Genomic DNA, 24,911 nt, shown 5'->3' with positions numbered 1-24,911 from the left:
TTTATCCTCAAGTTTCTAAAGCCTATTACCCTGCAAGGGGACTGAAAAACAGATGGACTACTGTTAGCTAAACAACTGAACATTCCTACAATCAAGGCATTTACGCGCCCGTAGCTTTTCACCTTCTCCCCACCCAGCCCCATCAGCGCGGAAATACACCCACTCACTTGGTGATTCTGCAACGGTACGGCCCCAAATAAAATTCTGTAAACCGCAGATAGGACATGGCGTTTCTTGTAGACTAAGGTTTTTGTGATTCGGTTGGTTGTTCATAAGCTTTACCCAATAAATGAGTGCAATCTTAAGAGGCATTACGCCAGAGTGCGATCGCTCTAGATTGAATTACCGAGATGTCTTGTGTTTTAGTCTGCGATCGCTCCCGTAAAGGATATGTCTTTTAGCTTAACTGACTGCGAAACTTACTAATACTAATAGTTAATAACACAACAGCAAAGGCGACTAAAGCCAAAACATTCATCCACAGTACATCTAAGCCAACACCTTATGTAATGGCGCAAGGGATTGAGTAGGGATAGGACTTGAAAGAAAGGTGGCATAGCTTCAATGGGTGCGATCGCCCCAGAAGTTTGTACCATTGCTAAATACAGTAGTACACCCGACAAACTTCGGCATCGCTAGCCGATGTTTAGCCATGTATATTAAAGAGTGAGCCTTCAAGAAATATTACTGTTCCTTAAAGGTGAGGGATGAAGTATGCAGATTTCAGTGAATTTTTGCGCTTGAAAACTGCACAAACAGCCGATTGAGAACTAAAGCTACTGAAAAATCGATTTAGCTAGGTAAAAATTATGGCAAACATCATTGGAACCAACGGTAACGATACTCTAGTAGGCACTTACGAGGCAGACACGATTAAGGGTCTTGCAGGCAACGATATCATCACAAATTCCTTTGGCAAAGATACTTTAACTGGTGGAAGCGGCAAGGATAAATTTGTTTTTAACTACGGTAGTAGCGACACCAATATCATCACCGATTTTCGTGGCGTAGGTAAAGCCATAAATCCGACAGCAGGAGCCATTGCCGAAGTAGATACTCTAGAATTCCAGGAATATGGCTTCACTGCCCAAAATTTGCTGCTGACCCAGAATGGCAGCAACCTGGAAATTACCTTTGAAGGGGTGCTTGGCGGCCCAATTATCCTGCAAAACTTTGCGTTGGAAAACCTGGAAAACCTCAGTAAATCTACAGGAGCCACTGTAGACGTGGGCAATATCCTGTTTTATGGGCAAACTAGCACAACAGATAGCTTTGATGTCTTCAATGCCAACTCCACCCAAAGCACTATCTTCAAAAAGAACACAGTCACTTTTCTTAACGATCTCTCTAATAATGTTAGCGGCTTTGACAACTCAGATGATGTCATCAATGGTCAAAGGGGCGATGACATCATTGACGGCAAAAGTGGGAACGACTTTTTGAGAGGTGGTGCGGGCAATGACTCCCTGGTTGGTGGTGCGGGCAATGATACTCTCATTGGTGGTGCGGGAAATGATACTCTCGTTGGTGGTACTGGCGATGATCGTTTGAATGTTGATTATTCTTTAGGCTATAACCTGCTCAACGGTGGTGATGGCAATGATTCTCTGAGTGCCGTTAACGCCGTAGGCAATAACACCCTCAATGGTGGTGCTGGTAACGATACGTTTAATATTGACTATTCAACGGGCAATAACCTACTAAATGGTGAAGATGGCAACGATTATCTTATTCTCTCCGGCTTCGATTACTTCCAATTCTCTGGTGCCTCAGGCAATAATACCCTTAACGGTGGTGTTGGTGATGATGGTTTGAGGGCTATCTATTCAACAGGCAATAACTTACTGGATGGTGGCGTTGGTAACGATAGCTTGGATGTTCAAGCTTCAAAAGGCAATAACCTACTAAATGGTGGCGATGGCAATGATTATCTATTCGCCTCTGGCGATCGTACCAGATACGGCATTGTTTTCTCTTTAGGGAATAACACCCTTAACGGTGGCGCTGGTAACGATACGTTTAATATTAATTATTCAAAAGGCGATAACCTACTCAATGGTGGCGATGACAATGATTCTCTTACAGCCTCTGGCTCCTTCGACTACTACGGAGGATTCTTCGCCGCCTCTGGGAAGAATACCTTCAACGGTGGTGCTGGTGACGATACATTGAATATTGACTATTCAACAGGCAATAACCTACTCAATGGTGACGATGGTAATGATTCTCTCTCCGGTTCTGGCTACTTCAACGAAGACCCATTTGACAAAAATTTTTATAGTTTCACATCAGGCAACAACACCCTCAACGGTGGTACTGGTGATGATACCTTAAATATTGACTATTCAACAGGCAATAACTTACTGGATGGTGGCGATGGTAATGATTCTCTCTCCGGCTCTGGCTTCCTGTACAACGATTATGACGGAGGATTTTTCACCGCTTCTGGGAAGAATACCCTCAACGGTGGCGTTGGTGACGATACCTTAAATATTGACTATTCAACAGGCAATAACCTCCTCGATGGTGGGGATGGCAATGATTCTCTTAGTGCCTTTGATGCCTCAGGTAACAACACCCTTAATGGTGGCGCAGGAAATAATACCCTCATTGGTGGTACAGGCAATGACTACCTCTACGGTGGTATTGGTAACGACCTGCTACGGGGTAATGCGGGAAATGACACTCTCATTGGTAGTACAGGTGTAAACACACTTAATGGTGGCGCTGGTGACGATTACTTGAGTATTAACTTCAGTATTAACTTTTTCGGTGGCTATAATTTGCTCTCTGGGGGCGATGGAAATGATTCTCTGTTTGCTTCTTACTCCAATGATGAATATCTCCAAGGTTATAATACTCTCAACGGTGGCGCTGGCGACGATTACTTAATCGTTAATGGTTTTACTGGTAATAACATCCTTAGCGGAGGTGATGGCAATGATACTCTATCCGCCTCTGATATCTCTAACACCTCTGATGTCTCTGAATATGGTTATGATGGTAACTTCCTCGACGGTGGTACTGGTGACGATCTCTTAAATGTTGACTCTTTACTAGGCAATAATGTGCTCACTGGGGGCGATGGCAATGATACTTTGTCCGCAGGTGGCGCATTAGGCAATAACACCCTTAACGGTGGAAATGGTGATGATATTCTCACAGGTGGTATTGGTAATGATACCTTTGCTTTCAATAGTTACAATGAAGGTGTTGACAGCATTTATGACTTCAACGCCACTAATGACCTGATTCAGGTATCGGCTGCCGGTTTTGGCGGTGGGTTATTAGTCAGTCCACTTCAGGCAAGTCAGTTTACCCTTGGAACATCTGCAACGACGATCACTCAACTATTTATCTACAATAGCGCTACAGGTGGGCTGTATTTTGACCAAGATGGCAGCGCGTCTGGGTTTACTCAGGTAAAATTTGCACAATTATCGGCTGGATTGTCACTAACCGAAAAGAATTTTGTGGTTCTTTAATCGCAATTAGCGCTCTGCCATCATTAAGCAGTACGCTTTGCCAGGTACTATTTTTAGCATATTGCATTTGATTGCTCAATGTAATTCATTAAAGCTTAAAAAACGGTAGATTGTTAATTGCTCTACCGTTTTTTACGTATGTTGAATGCGGTACTTAAAAGTCAAGTAATATTTTTACCTACTTTCATATAAGGCTCATATTTGATTTTTGAAAAAATTCAGTACAACTCAAAAAGGCTTCTTGCCTATTGCCTCCTAAACAAATAAGTTTAGAAATCAAATCAGATTGCTATATCAAGGTTAATTTTGGGTATTTATTTCTGCACAGGTATTAGTTTTAAAGGATACAATGGCTCAGATCCATTTAATTGCCAAATTCTAAATACCAATACAGCAGCTACAGTTAGCCATACGCAAGAAAATGATAAAATTATTCCCGCTACAGGATTAGTTTGCCAATAAATTGCCGTCACCACTACAGCAGATAACCAAGGCCCTAAAATAACTATAGGTACAGCAGCACCTAATCTTCGTTCCACAGTAAAAATCGTATTCCAAGTATCCCCTAAAGCCAGATGTACCACAAACAAAATTAAAGGCAGCACTAAAAATTGGTGATTCATTTGCTGCCAAATCAATACAGAAGAAATTACCCGTAAAACGGCAATTATCATCCAAACTATCGGAAATGCTAAAGGAGGAGGAGACCATTTTGGTCTGATTACCTGGTCGTATGTCTGACGAGAGCGGGTATTATCTAAAAGAGAAAAAATTCGCGAACGGATACTTAATAACGCAAAAAATAATCCAGTCAATAAAGTACTAAAAAAATTGGGAGAAGAATTATTATCAATCAATATTACTAATTTTTCCATTCCCAGCAACACGAGAATCATGACTAATATTTGGAGGATAGTCCCTAGGGTATAAACTAAAACTGCTCTGATATCTAGTTCTTGTGTAGTAGCTATTGATGTATTTGGAGACTGTGCTTGATTAAAAGTTTTTATCCCCATCACAATATTGACAAACTGTTCAAGTTTTCCACTATTATTGTTGAATTGATTCATATTTAAGGAATTGGTGTAGTTTTTAATTACTAGTAATCAGCCATTATATGATATTCTAATATTTAAAAAATATTTTTTGTAGACTCTTTTAACCTCAGAGTTGATAAGTTACAAATCTAATGTACAGTCTTTGATAAGTGGTATTGAGGAAAAAACGTGGAATTTCAGAAGTTATTGTATATTTTTACTCTTGTAAAGATTGCTACTTTCGCTCTGGGTGTACCTGTATTTGCTCAAATCACACAGACTCCCTCCAATTCTTCACAGTCGAGTTGTCGGGTAACTAAAGTAAATACTCCAATTTTCAGAGAACCTTCAACATCATCTAACGCTATCAGAATATTGTCGGCAGCAACAAAGATTTCTTTAGCATATATACCAGTTAGTGGAGATAAATTTGTCAGAATTAAATCTCCGACTTCAGGGTTTATTCAAACTGCTGCACTGAGATATTGCCAGACAAATAACAACGCTCAAAATCTGTGGAATAAACCTACTATTGGCAGTGTATGTCGGCAAGTTGTACAAACTGAAACTATACGTCGCCAACCAAGTATAAAAGGAGCTTTTATTACAACACTTTATCCAAACACAATCGTGTTTGTGAACTTGCTTACAAGTAATGTAGTTAAGTCATACAAATCTGAAAATTACATTTGGGTAGAAATCGACCTTTCCAGAAGTTTCCCTGGAGAGTTATCTGGTAATGGTTGGATAGTTAATACTGACTTAGTAAATAATCCTAGATTAAGCAATCTAGCTTATTGTAGTTAGTAGCTTATTTCGCTTAATATATCCACCCGGCATAAGTTTTTCCATCTACTAGGGTCGTGCCTTCGACCCCGCAGTAAGAAAGCCGACGGAAATAAATATAACTATATTAAGAAGGGTAAAGGGTAAAGGGAAAAACCTTTCCCCCTTTAACCTTTTCCCTTTACCCATACAAAACTTTACATAGTTCAGTTTAATTGCGTCTACTTACTTAATACGTCAGTGCAATCAGCCAAAAAAATGCGAATCAAACCTAACTCCCTAAATTTCACGATACTCCTTGGGGCGATCGCTGCACTGCCACCTTTATCTATTGATATGGGACTACCAGCATTCCCAAAGATTGGTATCTCGTTGAACGCATCGCCTGGTGCTGTCGGATTAACACTGAGCCTATTCATGCTTGGCTTTGCGATCGCCCAATTGTTTTTCGGCCCACTCTCAGATCGATACGGACGCAGACCAATTTTAATCATCGGTTGTGGACTCTTCACACTTGCAGGTGCAGCTTGTGCTTTAGCGCCATCAATTATTACACTCGTTGCTTGGCGCTTAATCCAAGGTGCTGGTGCTGGTGCTGGTATGGTGATGACACTAGCGATCGTTCGGGATTTATTTGACGGCCCAGTAGCACGCGCTCAACTCTCCTACGTCAATCTTGTTATGGGTGTAGCACCAATGATTGCACCTACAATCGGCAGTTTTTTGCTGGCGATCGCTGGTTGGCGGACTATCTATGGGATACTGGCTGTAGGGGGATTGTTACTCTTGCTGTCTGTTACCCTCGGACTAAATGAGTCGCTAGCTAACTATGATGAAGATGCGATCAAACCATCTCGGCTGATAAAAAATTATAGGCGCATTCTCAGCAACCAGATTTGTCTCGGCTACGTCCTCGTCAACGCGTTGAGCTTTGGGTGCATGTTTACGTATGTTGCGGGATCGCCACTTGTACTGATTAATGTGTTTAAAGTGCCAATCACAATTTATGCTTGGCTTTTCGCATCCACCGCTTTCGGCATTATGGTAGGTTCATTCTTGAATGGGCGTTTAAGTATACGTGGCGTATCTCCATCAAGATTACTCACTTTTGGATTGATGACTGCTGTTATCTCATCAGTTGCACTGGCGATCATATCGATAAGTGGTGCTGCCCAAGTTATTACGCTAATGCCGCTTCTGGTACTCAATACCTTCTGCTTGGGGATAATATCTCCAAATGCAATACACGGTGCTATTCAGCCATTGCCGGAGATTGCGGGAGTTGCAGCCGCAACGGTGGGATTTGTGCAAATGTTTTGTGGTGCGTTGGCCAGTGCGCTAGTTGCCTTCCTTTATGATGGACGTACTGCGATCGCCATGTGCAGCTTGATGGCAGTGTTTGCGATCGCTTCGCTCATTGCTTATATTGGACTGGCACGCCCTGCTGAACGTCGTCTTGCCCGTGCTGGAATGCTACACAGTGAAACGAAAAATTAAGCATTTGCCAGAGATATAAGAGATAAGACTTACCGATCAAAACGTTGCAGATCACTCAGAGTTTGACTTTGAGAATTAACAACTGAACAAAAAGAACAAAACAAAGAATTTTCTGCAAACCAAATATTCGTTGAGCATCGAATTCGTTCAGTCAAGATATTTCGAGTTATCTAAGATAGATTCAGGCTAAATCCTCAAAATATGAACAAGTAATGTTGATGATTTGTGGACTGGTAAAATTCCGAATTAGGGCGCTAATATTACCAGGAGAAATATCCGCTAAGGCAACCGTAGGGGTAAAACAGTATTGAATCGCAGATGTTACAAATGTTCTCAAATTTAATCGGGTTTGATTTTGCTCACTAGTCAAAAATACTCTGAGACGACTGCCATACTTTAATTTACTTAGGTAAATGCATTCTCCGTATTTATTTATCTTTACATAGATAGCTTGTTTTTTTTTTGCCTAACTACTTAAACTTTATGAAGGGCTATGAAAAATTTGTAGTAAGACTGAGGTTGGAATATGGGCTTAGAGCACTTAGGATTTCAGTCCGCAAGTCAATACCCCTTATTAGATGCTATTTTTCATCGTCGCTCCCGACGGATTTCTTGCGGATTACCATCAATTAACGCTGGTTCGCTATCGCATACCCCACGTCCGCCATTTGATCGCGTCCAACCACTAAGCGAATTAGAAGAAGCGTTACTCATCGCCGCCACAGGCGCGACTGGAGTAACGTTTCCAGACCGCCCATTTGAAGACGCACCAAAGGGAAACCCGATTCTTGGAACACCCAATTTAAGTTTCACAGGTCGGGCTGCGGGAAGCACCGATAACTCTCAGCCAACGTACTTTTTGTTGCTTAACGACAGTGGAACCTACTTTCTTAAGCACCTCGAACCAGAACCGGAAAACACTCTATTCTCTCCCGAATCTTTAATCTCGCGGGCTAAGGCGGCGAAAGTTAAGATTAGTGACGAGCGAGTTTTCTCAGCAGAGAAATATCGGCGTTTTCCCTTCTATCTCGACTCAAACCGCTTTTTATCTAACGTCATGGGTAGCACGGTGTTGTTGCCAATCGTCGATCTGTCCCGACAATACATCAACGCCTTGATGTACGTGTTGACCGAAGACCCACGTGCCCGTCCGACCTTTGTGGACGATCGCAATTTCTACCAACCGGCGGGAGTCCAGAAATGGATGAAAGACCCATCAGATATTAAAGATGACGAATTCGCACTCAACAAAGATTTGAAGTTACCGCTAGGCAAACTCGGCAATATGCGAACCGAGTATGAGGCTTATTTTCTCTTGCAGAATCTAGCACTCTGCCTACAGGCTATGGGATTAGGCGGGTGGATTCATGCCTCGATCGGCCCCCCGTATCTTTTGGGAGATCCTTTCGCCTCACCGGAAACCCAAGGAGTGCTCAACGTGCGATGGCAGATTCCAGAAAGAACATTCCTACAGCAATTCACCGTCGATCTGTTGCGTTGGGCAACCCCGAAACCGGCTATGAGAGCGAACCCCTGCGGTCTGTTGCGTCCCGGAGTAGACCCGACATCAGCCGCCGAGGATGATTGGCTGATCAAGTGTTTATGCCCGCCGAATTACACCGTGGAGGAAGCCGTTGATACGGTTGTTAGGCAGAAGCACGAACTTTACTCCGATCAAAGGTTGTTCAGTCGCATTTTCCGCGACGGACAAGAAAACACCTACATTCGAGAAGTCCCCCCCTATCGCCCCGAAGTCATCGAGTGTGCCAAGGATGTTTGCCGTTACCTGCTGAAAACCCACGGACGTTTCCCAGCCCATGCCGATGGTTTGTTCGTGCCGGGTATTTGGTTACAGGCACACCACCTAGACCTCTCTTATTACGATGACCTATTCACGTCTGGAGTGGGCTACACGAATACGCAACGCGAACATCAAGCACACTGGCATGACGAACCGCATCACTAATATAGATGTTTCTGAATCGAGCGATCGACGTTTCTATTAACCGATTTATCGAAGACAACTATGGTTAACAATCATCCACTACCTGTGCAGCCTAAGCCGAAGTGGGTCTTTCAATTTTTGCTCGTTGCTCTATTAGGGTTGGCATTGTTGGCAGTTACCTATATCGTGGCTCCTGGTGTCGCCCAACAACAACCCACGATCGCTCGTCTGCTCTCGAATGTCACTTACGAGCGTACCTTTTTAGCTGCCGCCGTCTGTATCTTTTTGTTGATTCCCACTTACTGGCTGTTTCTTTTACAACATCGACAGGGGCCGACAACGCTGTGGCGAGCTTTTTGGACAATGAGCTACGTAGCTTACGCTACTCATTTGTACTGGTCTATACAGCTTCTTTTGCAAGAGCAAGGGATGGCGACCAATGTTTGGACTTGGGAGACGCTAAAACGGGCAATCTTCCATTCCCCGGATCTCCTCAGTAGTCCGCGCTTCGATACCTTGCTGACTGTGTGGTGGACGTTGGATGTTGTTATCGCTTGGTTGCCGGGCAAACTCAACGGATTAGGAACCGTGCCACCCGTCTCCCTCCGGGATAAAACGCCTCATGTCGAGCCATTCTCGGATTCTTTTTCTTTTGTTCGCTGGGAACGAAGCTTGTTGCATCTGATCCTGTATGTAGCTTGGATAGTTGCCTCGATTCCCCAGGGACATGGACTTGTCCGCGTTTTAGGTTATCTCTTTGCGATCGCCACGCTCTTGGCTTTAGTCGCACGAGTTTTGTTGCGACAGTTTTACGCCGAATCCCTTTCCGGCAAGCTCTATATGGGCACGTTCTCATTACTTAACCGATTTTTCAAGTGGTACGAGCTGCCAACTTGGTTCGGCGTGATCAACATGGGTGCCCTTCGAGAAGTTCTACGGGCCAAGAACTTACATGGAACTGACCAGATCCCAGTTACCAATCCCAGTGGTTTGATCGACAATGGCAAAGATCCACTGCCACACCCCCGTGACCTGGTAAAACGGCGCGATGACGGTTGTTACAACGATCTCGAAAAACCAAGTATGGGACGCGGTAGTAAGACCACCGACCCATCGGGAGACTCGATGTTGCATAACCATTCTCATCCCTGTGCGCGGTTCGGCAGAAATGTCCCCTTGAAGGACGCGTTTCCCGATGAGAAAAACTTACTGACTCCCAACCCACGGCGGATCAGTCGGGAATTGTTGTCCCGCGAAAAGTTTATTCCAGCAACAACCTTAAACCTGATCGCGGCGGCATGGATTCAATTCCAAACCCATGACTGGTTTAATCATGGTGAGCCGGATCACGCCAATAACATCAAAGTTCCCTTACCGGAAGGAGACAGTTGGAGTCAGGGGAATATGCTCGTGGGGCGGACTCGTCCCGATCCAACCCGCGATTACGAGCGAGAGCGACAGCAGTCTCCCGACGGCAAACTCCAATACCCGCCGACCTACGTCAATGCTGAATCACACTGGTGGGATGCTTCCCAGATATATGGAAATGATTCCCAAGCCTGCCGGACTTTGCGAACCGACCCCAACACGAAGCAACTTGTCCCCAAAGGCAAACTATACATCGATGCGGAAGGGAACATTCCTTACGATCCGAGCGACCCGCAAGGGCTAGCCATTTCTGGCTTTGTCGGCAACTGGTGGCTGGGTTTGAGATTATTGCACGCACTTTTCGTCAAAGAACATAACGCGATTTGCGATCGCTTGGCTCAGTTGTATCCGTTCTTCTCCGATGACGAACTGTTTGCGAAAGCTCGTATGATTAACAGTGTGTTGATCGCGAAAATCCATACGGTCGAGTGGACTCCGGCGATTTTGCAAAATCCCGCCTTGCAGATCGGGATGAAAGCGAATTGGTGGGGATTGTTCACGGAGAATTTTACCAAGACCTTTGGACGGATCAGCCCTACGGAAGCCTTTAGCGGAATTCCCGACTCCGGCGTAGATCATCACAAGGTAGATTTCACCCTAACCGAGGAATTCGTTTCGGTGTATCGCTTACATCCTTTGATGCCCGACAAGTTAGAAATATTCAACATTCAAGATGGACATTCCTTACAAACCTTCGACTTGACAGAGAAGAACGGGATTGAGGGAATCATCGGCGCACAACGAGACCTTATCCACCTGGGTCATAAACGGGTTAAAATGCCTGCGACAATGACCGAGCGTGAATGGCAAAACAATCTCTGGTACTCTTTCGGAAAAGCGAACCCCGGTGCAATCACCCTACACAATTACCCGAACTATATGCGCGATCTGACGCACGAAACTCCGGGGGAAACCAGACCTGACGGTAAGCGGGAAGTTAACATCGAAACTATCGATTTAGCAACTATCGATATCCTCCGAGATCGTGAACGTGGCGTGCCTCGATACAACCGATTCCGTGAGTTGTTCCATCTAAAACCGATCGAGAGTTTTGACGAATTCAAAAATTCTCCACATCAGGGGCTTCCCGAAAAACTCCGCGCTATTTACGGTCAAACCAACGGCAAAGACAATGTGGACGCACTCGATCTGATGGTCGGTATGTTCGCAGAGGTGCCGCCCGAAGGCTTTGGCTTTAGCGATACGGCGTTTCGAGTGTTTATTCTGATGGCATCACGCCGAATCAAAAGCGATCGCTTCATGGCTGAAGGTTTTAACGCCAATGTTTTCACGCGTGAAGGAATCGAGTGGGTGAATGAAAACAGTATGCTCTCGATCCTGCGTCGGCACCATCCAGAACTTGCCCCGGCACTGTACGGTCTAGAGAATGCCTTCGTGCCTTGGCACGATCTGTTAACGCACTAGTGAGTCCTTTGTCAGCAACCTAGTTATTGTTAATTCTGCTAGTTCAGTCTCTCAACTCACTTGAACCACTAGAACATTCATGGCAGCAAACACACTCAAATTCGGTATTCTGGGTGCCGGGAACATCGGTTGTTATATCGGCGCACATCTGATTCGTGCGGGAATCGATACTATATTGGTAGGACGCGAAAACCTGGCACAAGAGATTCGAGAAAACGGTATACGGATTACAGATTTCACAGGCACAGACTTTAGTCTGCAACCAGATCAGATCCGGTATACAACGGAAATAGAGTCTCTGGCTGACCGAGATATTGTATTGGTTACTTTGAAAAACCTAGCAACGGAAGCCGCAGCACATAATTTGAAACCGGTCTTGCCAAGTGGAAAAATCATCGTCAGTTTCCAGAACGGGGTACGTAATGCAGATAAGCTGAGGTCTATCTTGCCAGAAATCCATGTTCTAGCTGGAATGGTTCCCTATAATGTGGTGCGAAATCCCAGAGCGCATTTTCATTGTGGAACCAGTGGTAGCTTGCTTGTAGAAGAGCAAGGTACTATTTCCCAGGCTGTGCTTTCAGGATTACAATCGGCTGGGCTAGCCGCGAAAAATCACCCAAATCTTCCAGGCATCCTTTGGGGGAAGCTGATCCTTAATCTGAATAACTCCATCAATGCTTTATCTGGCGTTCCCTTACGCGAGGAGCTTTCACAACCGCTCTACCGTAAAATCATTGCTGCCACGATGCGTGAAGCACTACTGGTGTTGAAGCAGAGTGGAATTCGCCCCCTCAGGTCTGGCAGCATGATTCCAGGTATTGTCCCTATTGTTTTGCAGCTTCCCAACGTTTTGTTCTTTCGAGTGGCTTCTAGTATGATTAAAATCGATCCGCAGGCTCGTTCCTCTATGTGGGAAGATATGCAACGAGGTCGGGAAACAGAAATTGATTATATCAACGGAGAGATAGTCGCTCTAGCGAAAAAGAACGGATTGTCTGCACCCATAAACAATGCGATCGCAAATCTCATCAAGGAGCAAGAAAATCATAAGGGAGGTTTCTCTGGAATGTCGGCATTAGATATGGCAAAACGATTAAATATTTCCGTTTGAGTTTGATGATATAGGAATCCGGTTTGATTACTGAAATCATTTGGCTTAGTAGGGAATAGGCAAAAGGCAATAGGCAAAAGGATTTCAGAAAATTAAGGTGTACCGAATTTTTTTCACGCAATCAAATATGAGTCCTATAGATTGAATTCTGAAAACATTCAGTACAACTCAAAGAAGCTTTTTGACTGTTGCAATGTCTATTGCCTCTTGCCTCCTATGCAAATAAGCATGGCTATGCCAAGCTGCGCGAACAGAAATCAAATCGGATTGCGGTGTTGCTGAATCGAGGTATGAATTTGGATGTAGAGACGTTGCAATTGCTAGTCTCTACAAGGATTTTGAAATAACGCAAAATTATTTTTCATACAGCAATCAGCAACGCCCGGATTGCTATAGTAATGTTTTATCATCTGTTAATGTCCTAACCACGTTGGCTGTTGCTATATAACTAATCAGCCGGACATGATATAAGCATAATAAAGCGATCGCTCGTGATTATCTCCAGTAAAAACGTGACTTTAACTTTGATGGTATAAAGTATCGCTCCAAATTTCCAGCGTAGGCGCAGCCCGCCGAAGGCATCGCCTTCCATGCTCACCTAAGTCTAGCAGGGAAATACTGAATGCGTTGAAGAGTGCGATCGCAATTATACTGCTGGCATATTTGACCTCTGAAAACTTTTCAAACACTCTCTAAGCAGTAACTAATGCCTTTAATTCCTCAGTTTTTAATCTTGGCCCATAGCATGTAACAATCTTAGAAGCTGCGGCCGATGCTAATTTTCCGGCTTCTTCATAGCTCATACCTTGGGTAATTCCATAGAGGAAAGCTCCTGCATACATATCTCCTGCTCCCACTGTATCTACAGCTTTTACTTGAGGTGCAGCGATTTCGATTAATTTCTGACCATCAAATACTACTGAACCCTTGGCACCGCGAGTAATGGCAAATTTCTTACTCAGCATTTTTAGTTTGTCTACAGCTACTTGGAAATCTTGTGTATCTGCTAGTTCTAATGCTTCACTTTCATTAGCAAAAATAATGTCTAAACCAGAGCCAATGATGTCTAATAAACCATCTTTAAAAAATTTAACCATGTTATAATCAGATAGAGACATGGTGGTTTTTACTCCCGCTTTTTCAGCTATTTCTCTAGCCTTTATAGCTGCTTCTTTTCCTGTAGGAGAAGTCACTAAATATCCTTCGATATATACATATTTGGAATTAGCGATCGCTTCTGCTACTAATTCTTGTGTAGAAAATTCTTCAGTAATTCCCAAAAATGTATTCATGGTGCGATCTGCATCGGGAGTTACTAACACCAAACATTTACCTGTAATTCCTGATTGGCGATCGCCATTTTTTAAGTTGGTATCTACCTGAGAGTTGAGTAAATCTTCTATGTAAAAGTCTCCAAATTCATCATTAGCCACTTTACAGGAATAAAAAGCTTTTCCTCCTAGTTGACTAATTGCCACTATTGTGTTTGCTGCTGAACCTCCACAACTCTTATGGCAATGAAGATTTTTGAGATTTTCCAAAATATGATTTTGACTGTCTTCATTTATGAGTGTCATTACACCTTTATCAATCTTTAACTCTTGTAGTAACTCTGGAGATACTTGGTATTCTATATCTACCAAGGCATTACCTACACCATAAACATCATATTTATTGCCCATTGTTTTTCTCCGAGAATAATTTCTGTCTGACTTGAACAGAATTGATGATAACAGATAGGCAACTCTTCAATGTGAATTTAGCTCAAGCGATCGCTGCACTTGTATATTTGTAATTGAGGTAAAAGTAGCGATTAATGACAGCTTGTCCACTTTTACCCCTAGTTAACCAATGGATCTGTATTTCCCTGACAAATCCATGCTCCCCAGTAAAAGGGATGTTCTAATGGTGTGTCTTTTTCTTGACAATCAATTCTAGTATTGACAGATAACTCTTTGACCGCTAAAAGTTCCTTTAGCACTTCCAGACCCAAAATTGATTCGCGCAATTGCTTAAATGTAATTGTACGTATATAATTCTGAGCAGAATGTAACGCCTCAGACCGACTCATGCCAGACTGCAAGTGATCAAAAAAACGCTCCATCAGTAAGGCAGTTACTTTGTCAGGCACTTTCCACAGGCTCATCACAAGTGTTTTTGTTCCAGCAACGGCAAAAGCACGCCGCAATCCAAATACACCTTCGCCAATTTTAATATCTCCTCTGGCAGTATCGCAGGCAGATAATACAGTCAATTCATTCGCCCACAAATCTAAACTGGCAATATCTTGGGCAAAAACAAAGCCTTTACCTGCTGCTTGAGGAAGTCTCCCACCAGCAAGCCAAGTATTAGCACCCGCTAACGCCAGCCCAGAACGCAACATGGGATTTTCTACCTTGGTTGTTCGCAGTCCTTCCATGTTTAATAGGTTGCGCCTGTTGGTGACTGGTTGCGCCTGGGAATCGCTTTGGAATAAGCCATGAGTTGCAATTAGCATGATATTGGGACACTTGCTACTTGTCAGGCGGGTTTCTAGTGCTTCTGCGCCTAAGTATAATTTGGCATCGGGCAGTTTTTTCGCCACACTTTCCCCCAAAAACCTTGTCCCTGGAGCGCGGGACAAGCCTGTTTGTGTGAGATGATCGCTTAACTGAAGACTTCGGATATCGAGCATGAAATTTTTTTCCCAGTCCCCAGTCTCCGATCGCCAATCCCCAGTCTCCGATAAATCAAAATCAGGATCGGCAATGATTAATGGTGTCGAAATAAAACCTGTGGGTGGCTGAACTTTGCTACGGAGAATTTCTCGCCCAACACTGAGATAACTGATGGTATATTCATCCATTAATAGACGTGAGCCTGTGGCATCAATCGGTAATATCTGAAATGGCACTAAGTTTAAATTACCATCGGGTGCAATGATAAGATGTTTGCAATCTTTCACACAGTCCCGGATGGGGTTAAACAGTGCTTGAGTTAGTTGCATAGCATCTGTAGAATTGTATGATTTGATGTGTAGTTTTGGTGTTTGACTACCTTTACCCCAGGCTAATGTGGGGTGAGTATAGTCGGATGCTTCTAAGCGAAAGGATTGAATTAGTCTGTCGATGGTATCAGCTGCGCCTAAATCTACCATCTGTACAGTATCTAGTTTTCCAGTTGTTAAAATAAATGCTAGATACCGTGCTGGATGCCATTGTGTTTCTCCATTAGCCGAAATTGCTTGAAAATCGAATAAGTCGAAGCGGACAAACTCGACCAAAATTGAGTTAGGCGGTAATGCTGCGACAATCGCCTCACGGTTGAAAGTTTGCTGTGATAGCTGAATTTCTGGAACTTGTGCCGCTAATTCTTTTTGTAAGTTGTTATGTCTGTTTTGCAGTTGTCTCAAATTATCTTGGTATGTAGCTAAGTCATCTGTTTCGGGAACTGCAAAAGTCAGATGGATAATTTGATTGCTCAAATCGCGCAGTTGACGAAATTTTTCTGTGAGATGCGGGTAGCGGCCATTGTAAAATGCTTCATTTTGAGCCGCTAGCGCTGAGGCGGTTAAGGCTTTACGTTTGAGAACAAAATTTAAGGCTGCAAGTTTTGCTTTATCTGAGTCAGCAAGATGGTTGCAGACTAGGGAAAGAAACAAGTCAAAGTTATTTCTGATTTTTTGCAGAAAGGCCAGGCGATCGCTTTCGGAACTAAAAGCGAATATATTACGAATAATCTTGTCATTAATGTTACTGGCTTCGATGCGATGAGATAAAGCTTCATCTGGGCGGTTAGTCGCAGCTAACACAGTTGCGAGATTATTTAAGCTAAATGCAACATCAGGATGTTCATCTCCCAACAGGCGTTTTCTCATTGCCAAAGTTTCTACATACTTCTGTTGTGCATCTTCATAGCGCCCCAGCGAAAAGTATAACTCTCCCAGATTATTCAGACTATTAGCGATTTGTGGGTGTTCTTCTCCTAGTAATGACTTTCTCAGTCTCAATGTTTCTAAATGGAATTCTTCTGCTTCTTGATAACGCCCTTGAAAATCATAAATAACCGCTAAGTTATTCATCGTACTTGCTACTTGTGGGTGTTCGTCACCAAAGGCACTTTTAACAATAGCTAAGGCTGATAAAAATAATGATTCTGCTTCTTGATATTTAAATTGAGCATGATATAATGCTGCTAAATTATTCAGAATCGCTGCTACCAATGGATGTTGTTCTCCTAAAAGATTTTTGGTCATTGCCAAAGATTCTAGATGCAGTTGTTCCGATTCAGAATATCGTCCTTGTAACCGATAAATAACTGCTATCTGGTTAAAAGTCAAGGCAATATCAGGATGCTCATTACCTAATAGATTTTTTTGAATTTCTAAAGCTGATAAATATTTTTGTTCGGCTTGAGAATAATTCCCTTGTTCTTCATAAAGTCCAGCCAGATTGTTTAAAGTACTGGCAATTACGGGATGCTCTTTTCCTAATGAGCTTTCTAGTATTGGGAATACTTCTAAATATAGTTTTTCAGCTTCCAAATATCGCCCTTGGTAGGTGTAAATTACTGCCAGGATTTTTAAGCTATCAACAATCTCGAATTGCTCAGAACTGAACAGTCGTTTTCTCAAAGAATAAGCTTCTAGAGCCTTTTGTTCAGCTGATAAATAACGCCCTTGAATCAGATAAAGTTCTGCTAAATTATCCAAGCCACTAGCAATATCAGGATGTTCAGCACCTAGCAAGCGTTTTCTCATCGCCAAGGCTTCTAGATATTTTTGCTCAGATTCTAGGTAACGCCCCTGTTCTTGATAAGTTCCCCCTAGATTACTGAAGGTAGATGCTATATATGGATGTTCTGAACCTAATATTTCTTTCCATCTATCTAAAACTTCTAAATGCAGTTGTTCTGCTTCTTGATAACGTCCTTGAACATCGTACAATCTGGCTAAATTATTCAGGCTAATAGTAATATCAGGATGTAACTCTTCAAACGAGCGTCTTTTCATCGCCAAGGTTTCTAAGTGCATTTTTTCTGCTTCTTTATAGCGTCCAAGAGATGTGTAAATCGCTCCTAAATTAGTCAAAGTTTGAGCAATATCTGGATGTTCATCGCCAAACAGACGTTTTCGCATTCCTAAAACTTCTAAATGTACTTGTTCAGCTTTGAGATATTTTCCTTGTTCTCGATAAATCTCTGCCAGATTATTTAAATTAGTTGCAATTTGAAAATGTTCGGTTCCAAAAATACTTTTCCAAAGTTCCAGTGATTCTAAAAAATATTTTTCGGCTTGTGAGTAATTCCCTTGTGAATGGTAGAGTGCTGCTAGATTATTTAAAGATTGTGCAACATCAGGATGTTCTGAACCTAAGAGACTTTTTCTAATAGTTAAGGCTTGTAAATACAAGGGATTGGCTTCTAAATAACATCCTTGTATACGATATAATTCTGCTAAATTATTCAAACTATCACAATATTCTGAATGCTCTGTTAGCTGCTGGCTTGACCCTAAGTTGACAGCTTCTTTGGCAATAATTATTGCTTGCTTTAAGTTTCCTTGTCCAGCAAGTTGCACAACCTTTAAGTTAAGTTGATTTAATTTTTTTAAGAGTTTTTTCATCTGCTAGTTCCAGATGTTTGTATATTTTTTAGTTTTGACTTTTCAATCAATTACTTATTTTACCTAAAATTGTTCATCATCAATTTCCATCCCCGTGAGGGGTAAAGGAATTAAAACAGATATGATTTCTTATATCTGCTCTTAAGAACTGTTTCAGTTTCCATCCCCGTGAGGGGTAAAGGAATTAAAACCACTGTTTACAGTGTGACTAAAGAAAACCAAAGACTTAGTTTCCATCCCCGTGAGGGGTAAAGGAATTAAAACCAATTATGTTTGTGGGTTTTGCAGCGTTTGGCCCAAGTTTCCATCCCCGTGAGGGGTAAAGGAATTAAAACTAACGCTTGTAGATGGAAGTCTTATACTCTTCCTGTTTCCATCCCCGTGAGGGGTAAAGGAATTAAAACTATTTGGTGTCTATAATGGATCACCATTGTTTGAATTGTTTCCATCCCCGTGAGGGGTAAAGGAATTAAAACTTTTGTCTGGTGTTAACCCCGCTCACGCAGCAGGTGGTAGCGTTTCCATCCCCGTGAGGGGTAAAGGAATTAAAACTTGAATGTGTTATCGTCATTGACGAAACTTTAAATGTTTCCATCCCCGTGAGGGGTAAAGGAATTAAAACCAAAAACTGCTGCGAGCGGGATCTGGAACTGCTCACAGTTTCCATCCCCGTGAGGGGTAAAGGAATTAAAACCTTAGGTTTGGTTACTATGCTATTGGGTTCTTTAGTAAGTTTCCATCCCCGTGAGGGGTAAAGGAATTAAAACCATTAGCTCTATTTGATGAAGCCAGCAGGTTTGATACAGTTTCCATCCCCGTGAGGGGTAAAGGAATTAAAACCAGTCCAGCAACAACATGATGTAGCAAAATTTAGAGTTGAAGTTTCCATCCCCGTGAGGGGTAAAGGAATTAAAACCATTATACAGAGAAGCGTCAAAATATGATGCTGACGGGTTTCCATCCCCGTGAGGGGTAAAGGAATTAAAACGGATAATTCTGTTGGTGGGAGGTACAATCTTTGGAGTGGTTTCCATCCCCGTGAGGGGTAAAGGAATTAAAACACTTTATGGATAACTTTTGTATTCTATCAAACATTATTGTTTCCATCCCCGTGAGGGGTAAAGGAATTAAAACACAACAAGTCCCCGCAAATTTGATTTCACCATCGCCTTGTTTCCATCCCCGTGAGGGGTAAAGGAATTAAAACGAGAATATCGTATGTTTTGGTTCAGTTTTCAACACATGTTTCCATCCCCGTGAGGGGTAAAGGAATTAAAACAAGTAATAGGAAGTGTCACTGACCATGGGGATGTGATACAGTTTCCATCCCCGTGAGGGGTAAAGGAATTAAAACCTCTAGTAAATTTCGATTGGTATACTTGGGCAGTTGTAAGTTTCCATCCCCGTGAGGGGTAAAGGAATTAAAACTATGATTCTATCAAGCATAGAAGAAGCTATTCCGTTGTTTCCATCCCCGTGAGGGGTAAAGGAATTAAAACCCTACTCTTTCAAAAGCCTTACCAAGATTGAGTTTGAAATAGGTCAATCTGAGGGGGTTGTTTTTTTGAGTAAAGAATTGAGAAAATGTCTCAATAGTAGCAACTTGAAGACACTTGAAATGCTTACCCAGCAAGCTATCTGAGGGGGTCAACGAAATAATCAGGGTTTCAGGCATTGCTTTACCCCCTCAGATGCCCATAATGTAACAAAAATTTACAATTTTGCCACATGATTTAGGGTAAATGGAAATACTTGATTTAGATTTTATTGATTTTTCATGGTTCAGTAATACCTCAGCATATATAGTATGAAAACAAGCTATTAAAGTCAACCTACTTCATAATTTTTAACTACACAAAACTAAGGATTTTAAACCCACGTAGGCGGTTTTGTCTTTGTAGATGCGAGTTCTATTTGCACAGGTGTGTAATAAATTAGACTTTTTAGCGTGCAGTAATCATGTAATCTGTATACCAAAGTTGATAGTCTCCGCGTTCAGTCACATATTTTAGTAACTCTATAAGATGACTTGCTTCTAGTTTCAAAACCTCATCATTCTCTTGCCGTAACCAGTCTAATACAGGTACTTCCTTGGTAAGGACTGCGATAATTTCCTCCTTACCTGGTTCGCCTTCTATTGGGAAAGACGTTATTGGCGAACCTTCTTGAGGCAGAGTTGTCTTACCTGTATTTAAGTGCGGCTGGGGAGCAAAACACGAGGGACAAAAACACCATAGTTGTCCCGATGTATCTTTTTGCAATAGTACTAAATATCCAGGAGTCTCTAAGTTGACTTCAAAACGAATAAAGCTGCCTACCTGCACTGACTTTTCATAACGACTCGGTAAATTCTTCCCCCAACCTAGTGTTTCTTCTTTTACTAAGACTAGCCCCATTTGTTCAGTAGGAGAGCTTAATAATTGCAGTTGTTGCCAAAGCTTATCGAGGGGTGTGAGTTCTTGGGGTTCGGCTTCACTAAATACAGCGATATCTCGCCAGTCTAAATCCAGAAAAACACAAATCTCTTGGAAGTTTGTGCGATATATCGGTTTACCGTTGAGGAAATTATTAACAGTTGTGTAACCTAATCCTACCTCCATAGCAAAATCTGTTTGAGTTAAATTTCTGGCTTTTAAGGCTTTTCTTGCCAGCTTCACACCTTCATCTGATGCAACCAGAGTCCTGCTCATAATAAGTAAAAAGGTAAAAATAAAAGTATTTTACATAAGTCATATACGAACTCATATACAAGAGTCAATAACCCATACATGAACTCATATATGGCACTGCAACAATTAAGTCAAAGGTACTGCAAGGCATTCGACACCTTTTAAAACACATATTACATTTTCAGTCCGTTTTAACGGAGTTTCGCTACTCGCCCTTGGGATTTATCATCCTAATACCAATTTAATGTGAAGTTGCATATATCTTGATCCCCCTAAATCCCCCTTAAAAAGGGGGACTTTGATAGATGTTTTTCCGGTTCCCCCCTTATTAAGGGGAGCCAGCGCGGTCTTGGGGTCTCCCCAAGTGGAGCGACTGGCGTGGGCTAGGGGGATCGAATTGTATGCAGCTTCATAAAAAATTGGTATAAGCAGGTTGAAAGCGTGTCGATAATCTTACGTTTACCTTTTTACGTTTATTTTTTTACTTATCACCATGTTCACCAAAGAACACCTCAATTTCGCATGGCTACAAGTCCGTGCGGGAAGTAAGACTGCGGGGATTGATGGTATTTCTGTTGACTTATTCGAGTCAATGGCTACCGAACAATTACAAAAGCTCGAATATCAACTACACCACGAAACTTACACTCCAAGCCCTGCTAAAGGGTTTTACATCCCCAAAAAAAACGGCAGTAAGCGGTTAATTGGTATCCCCACCGTGCGGGATAGAATTATCCAGCGTTTACTACTTGATGAATTGTATTTTCCCTTAGAAGATACGTTTCTTGATTGCAGCTATGCCTATCGTCCTGGACATAGCATTCACCAAGCAGTACAACATTTATATGGATACTACCAATATCAACCAAAATGGATTATCAAAGCTGATATTGCAGATTTTTTTGACAATCTTTCTTGGGCATTGTTGTTAACGGCATTGGAGGAATTATCACTTGAACCAAGTATATTACAGTTACTAGAACAACAGTTTAAGTCAGGAATTATTGTCGCTGGACAATATCGCAATTTTGGCAAGGGAGTATTGCAAGGTGGGGGACTTTCTGGTGCTTTAGCAAATTTATACCTGACTAATTTTGATAGAAAATGTCTCAGTCAAGGTATTAATTTGGTGCGGTACGGGGATGATTTTGTTATCGCCTGTAAGAGTTGGCAAGAAGCAAACCGTATCCTTGACAAAATTACTGTTTGGTTAGGAGAAGTCTATTTAACTCTACAACCAGAAAAGACACAGATTTTTACTCCCAAGGATGAGTTTACTTTTTTGGGTTATCGCTTTGCTGGTGGTGAAGTTTATGCACCGCCGCCACCCAAACCTGTACTCGCTGGGGAATGGGTAATTAATGATTCGAGTACACCTTATTTTCGCAGAAAACCAAGACCAGCGAAACCAGTTTCTCGTCCTCCTAAAGCTTGCAGTATTGACAAGCCGAGCAATTTTCCGAGAGCATCAATTTCTCATTATTGGCAGGAAACCATGACTACTTTATATATAACCGACCAAGGTGCTTATTTGAGCGTTAAAAATCAACAATTTCAAGTTTATTATCAAGGGGAATTGCGGATTAAGGTTCCAGTTAGTCGAGTCAGTAATGTTGTGCTATTTGGTTGTTGTAATGTATCGCATGGTGCAGTGAGTATGGCGTTGCGGCGACGGATTCCGATTATGTATTTGTCACAAAAGGGGAGGTATTTTGGTAGGTTGCAAGTAGAAGGTGATGCTAAGGTTGAATATTTGATGTTACAGGTTGAGCGTTGTCAAAATCCAGAGTTTACACGCACTCAAGCAGAAGTAATTGTCACAGCTAAAATTCATAACTCTCGAATATTATTAATGCGCCTAAATCGCAGAAAATCACCAGATTTTGACGATCATCTTGTCAAAGAAGCAATAAAAGATTTAGATATTTTGATGGATAAATTACCTTTCGCAGAAAGTATGGATGCTTTGCGAGGGTATGAAGGAAAAGCTGCGACAGTTTATTTTCAAGCATTGGGAAATTTATTCTCTGGTGGGTTTAAATTCGAGAAGCGTACCAAGCGTCCACCGACTGACCCAGTTAATAGCCTTTTAAGTTTAGGATATACATTACTCAGCCAAAATGTTTTTTCGTTTGTCCAATCTGTAGGATTGCATACTCATTTTGGTAATCTTCACGTCCCCCGCGATAATCACCCAGCTTTAGTTAGCGATTTAATGGAGGAATTTCGCGCTCAACTAGTTGATTCTTTAGTTGCTTATTTGATTAACTCGAATATTTTCACAGAAGATGATTTTACTCTTCCTGACGAAAAAGGAGGTGTATATCTTCAATCTCATGCGTTGAAAAAGTTTCTTAAGCACTGGGAAGAAAAGCTGCAATCTGAGTTAACACACCCAAATACAGGATATAAGGTTAGCTTTCGTAGGTGTTTAGAGTTACAAGTGCGGGAGTATGTAGCTTGTCTGATGGGAGAGGTTAAGATGTATCGACCAATGATTTGGAAACCTTAATAAAGAGATTGCATTTAGTCGGTCGCTATGGTATTGTTTATACCAACAGATGCACCTTGAAAATTTAATAAGTACATAAAATACATATTTTTTACCTATAACTTAATGGTTAGTTTCCTGAAACCATTTTGTTAAGAAATGTAAACTGAGGGGGTCGTTCAAAGTCTGAAAAGCTGATTGTTTCGTAGACCCCCTCAGATGACTTACTGTATAAGGGTTTGAGTTACTTGGAGACTAGAGCTATTCTCAATAACTATGCTCTGTTGACACATAAAATAGACCCCCCTCAGTTTTGCATTTCTGTAAGCCTTATTTGGTAAGCTTTCTGTAACAGTAGGGTTTTAAATCTCTTACCCCTCACGGGGATGGAAACTGGAGAATAGTTGCGGCTGGTTTAGGAGCCAGTTGTTGAGGAGGTTTTAAATCTCTTACCCCTCACGGGGATGGAAACTTGCAACTTTAAGGCTTCTTGTAATGTCATACCATGTTTTAAATCTCTTACCCCTCACGGGGATGGAAACAAACTCATTGGCTTGGTAACAACGACGCTTTCCATTTTGTTTTAAATCTCTTACCCCTCACGGGGATGGAAACTTTTCAGCTATCCAATCTCTTTCTTCCTCGATAGAAGGAAAGTGTTTTAAATCTCTTACCCCTCACGGGGATGGAAACTTTTTTGGCTCTTCTTTTTTATTTAAGCCATTTAGTGTTTTAAATCTCTTACCCCTCACGGGGATGGAAACACTCAGCAGTGGGGCTGAAGGACACTAGACTAACTGGTTTTAAATCTCTTACCCCTCACGGGGATGGAAACCTCCCTACTAAGGATAGGTAAAAGATTCCAAAAGCAATCGGTTTTAAATCTCTTACCCCTCACGGGGATGGAAACTTGGCGAATATTTGGGTTTCGTCCATTGGCTCATACCACCAAAAAGTTTTAAATCTCTTACTCCTCACGGGGATGGAAACAATTCTATTTCGACGCTGAGGGGAACGTCAAAACAGAACTTGTTTTAAATCTCTTACCCCTCACGGGGATGGAAACATTTAATGGGTAACTCATTAATATTAATATGAGTTTTTGTTTTAAATCTCTTACCCCTCACGGGGATGGAAACTTCATCGTTGCCGCCGTTTCCGTATAAGGAATCGTTGTTTTAAATCTCTTACCCCTCACGGGGATGGAAACATCGCTCTTGTTGCCCTTAGTAGTTCCTCTCCCAAATGTTTTAAATCTCTTACCCCTCACGGGGATGGAAACAATTCCCCTCTCAACTGTATATGCACACTTCCGGAGAGTTTTAAATCTCTTACCCCTCACGGGGATGGAAACAAGATACAGGACTTACGCAACTGGCACAGCGTGATCGCTATTTTATAGTATTTATGTACTATATAAAGTGGCTGACCCATA

The 24,911-nt window shown here is 42.1% G+C and carries 13 protein-coding genes and 2 CRISPR repeat arrays; of the genes, 7 read left to right on the top strand and 6 right to left on the bottom strand.

Annotated features, from left to right (window positions below; translation table 11 throughout):
* Window positions 1–63 precede the first annotated feature (63 nt).
* On the bottom strand, window positions 64–273 hold the full coding sequence (locus RMX98_RS32955) for a hypothetical protein (RefSeq protein ID WP_322676451.1): 210 nt from the start codon (window positions 271–273) through the stop codon (window positions 64–66).
* Between the two features lie 155 nt (window positions 274–428).
* Complete coding sequence (locus RMX98_RS32950) at window positions 429–596, bottom strand: hypothetical protein (protein ID WP_322676452.1); 168 nt, start codon at window positions 594–596, stop codon at window positions 429–431.
* 213 nt (window positions 597–809) lie between these two features.
* Here RMX98_RS32950 and RMX98_RS32945 point away from each other — a divergent pair, with 213 nt between their 5' ends.
* Window positions 810–3,485: a beta strand repeat-containing protein gene (locus RMX98_RS32945; protein ID WP_409882067.1), complete on the top strand. Its 2,676-nt coding sequence runs from the start codon at window positions 810–812 to the stop codon at window positions 3,483–3,485.
* Between the two features lie 314 nt (window positions 3,486–3,799).
* Here RMX98_RS32945 and RMX98_RS32940 read toward each other — a convergent pair whose 3' ends face one another.
* A complete protein-coding gene (locus RMX98_RS32940; protein WP_322676454.1) occupies window positions 3,800–4,555 on the bottom strand; it encodes a TspO/MBR family protein in 756 nt (251 codons plus the stop codon).
* 156 nt (window positions 4,556–4,711) lie between these two features.
* On the opposite strand from RMX98_RS32940, the gene RMX98_RS32935 reads away from it, so the two are divergent.
* The 5 genes from RMX98_RS32935 (at window position 4,712) to RMX98_RS32915 (ending at window position 12,714) form a co-directional block, all read left to right on the top strand.
* Window positions 4,712–5,329 (top strand): hypothetical protein, encoded by a 618-nt coding sequence (locus tag RMX98_RS32935; RefSeq protein WP_322676455.1) that lies wholly within the window; start codon window positions 4,712–4,714, stop codon window positions 5,327–5,329.
* Window positions 5,330–5,566: 237 nt separating this feature from the next.
* Window positions 5,567–6,805, top strand: coding sequence for a multidrug effflux MFS transporter (locus RMX98_RS32930; RefSeq protein WP_322676456.1), 1,239 nt, complete (start codon window positions 5,567–5,569; stop codon window positions 6,803–6,805).
* Window positions 6,806–7,331: 526 nt separating this feature from the next.
* On the top strand, window positions 7,332–8,771 hold the full coding sequence (locus RMX98_RS32925; RefSeq protein ID WP_322676457.1) for a hypothetical protein: 1,440 nt from the start codon (window positions 7,332–7,334) through the stop codon (window positions 8,769–8,771).
* 60 nt (window positions 8,772–8,831) lie between these two features.
* Window positions 8,832–11,603, top strand: a complete 2,772-nt coding sequence (locus tag RMX98_RS32920; protein WP_322676458.1) for a peroxidase family protein — start codon at window positions 8,832–8,834, stop codon at window positions 11,601–11,603.
* A 79-nt stretch (window positions 11,604–11,682) separates the two neighbouring features.
* Entirely contained in the window at window positions 11,683–12,714 is a 1,032-nt protein-coding gene (locus tag RMX98_RS32915; protein ID WP_322676459.1) for a 2-dehydropantoate 2-reductase, read from the top strand.
* 692 nt (window positions 12,715–13,406) lie between these two features.
* Here RMX98_RS32915 and RMX98_RS32910 read toward each other — a convergent pair.
* The 3 genes from RMX98_RS32910 to RMX98_RS32900 all read right to left on the bottom strand — a co-directional run bounded on the left by RMX98_RS32910 (window position 13,407) and on the right by RMX98_RS32900 (window position 21,006).
* Window positions 13,407–14,396 carry an adenosine kinase gene (locus RMX98_RS32910; protein WP_322676460.1) on the bottom strand — a complete coding sequence of 330 codons (990 nt, stop codon included), beginning with the start codon at window positions 14,394–14,396 and terminating at the stop codon, window positions 13,407–13,409.
* Window positions 14,397–14,554: 158 nt separating this feature from the next.
* Window positions 14,555–18,316 (bottom strand): CHAT domain-containing protein, encoded by a 3,762-nt coding sequence (locus RMX98_RS32905; protein WP_322676461.1) that lies wholly within the window; start codon window positions 18,314–18,316, stop codon window positions 14,555–14,557.
* Window positions 18,317–18,398: 82 nt separating this feature from the next.
* Window positions 18,399–19,815: direct repeats of the CRISPR family, unit length 35 nt; unit sequence GTTTCCATCCCCGTGAGGGGTAAAGGAATTAAAAC.
* 444 nt (window positions 19,816–20,259) lie between these two features.
* Entirely contained in the window at window positions 20,260–21,006 is a 747-nt protein-coding gene (locus tag RMX98_RS32900) for a DUF4384 domain-containing protein (RefSeq protein ID WP_322676462.1), read from the bottom strand.
* Window positions 21,007–21,478: 472 nt separating this feature from the next.
* Between RMX98_RS32900 and cas1 the strand changes: the two genes are divergently transcribed.
* Window positions 21,479–23,497 (top strand): CRISPR-associated endonuclease Cas1, encoded by a 2,019-nt coding sequence (gene cas1, locus RMX98_RS32895; RefSeq protein WP_322676463.1) that lies wholly within the window; start codon window positions 21,479–21,481, stop codon window positions 23,495–23,497.
* 338 nt (window positions 23,498–23,835) lie between these two features.
* Window positions 23,836–24,830: a CRISPR direct-repeat array (repeat unit 35 nt; unit sequence GTTTTAAATCTCTTACCCCTCACGGGGATGGAAAC).
* Window positions 24,831–24,911: the final 81 nt, after the last annotated feature.

Source organism: Nostoc sp. DedQUE02 (assembly GCF_034531035.1).
GTDB lineage: Bacteria > Cyanobacteriota > Cyanobacteriia > Cyanobacteriales > Nostocaceae > Nostoc.
This window is presented reverse-complemented; position numbering and strand designations above follow the sequence as displayed.